The organism is Hungatella sp. SL.1.14, assembly GCF_024460495.1.
GTDB lineage: Bacteria > Bacillota > Clostridia > Lachnospirales > Lachnospiraceae > Hungatella > Hungatella hathewayi.
In genome coordinates this window covers 1-296 of record NZ_JANFYJ010000406.1, presented here as the reverse complement: position 1 = coordinate 296, position 296 = coordinate 1, and the positions used below count along the sequence as shown (strand labels likewise).

Here is a 296-nt window from a genome sequence, read left to right as displayed (position 1 = left end):
GTTCTTACACGACGATCTGGGAGGATGCAGTGGCCCACGCTGCAGAGGTGGAACTTTCCAACACACTTCCCGAAAAAAAAGAAAGAGAAGAAACGGCGCAGGAGGCGCAGATTAAAAAGGCGATAAAAGAAATCGAAGAAGAGTTCCCGGTAGAAAATGAACAGGATACAAAGGAAAGTGAAAAGCAGGATAAAATGTCCCGGGAGCAGCTTAAGGCATATACGGAAAGTGCCAGAGAACAGTCGAAGGCATTTGCAGAAAGCATCAGAAAACAGGTGGATCAGTCTGCAGATACG

1 pseudogene is annotated in these 296 nt (G+C 46.6%); it reads left to right on the top strand.

Annotation, left to right across the window (positions count from 1 at the left end):
* Positions 1-29 precede the first annotated feature (29 nt).
* Positions 30-296 (top strand): annotated as a pseudogene (locus tag NE473_RS31580) (DUF6128 domain-containing protein); the annotation flags it as partial.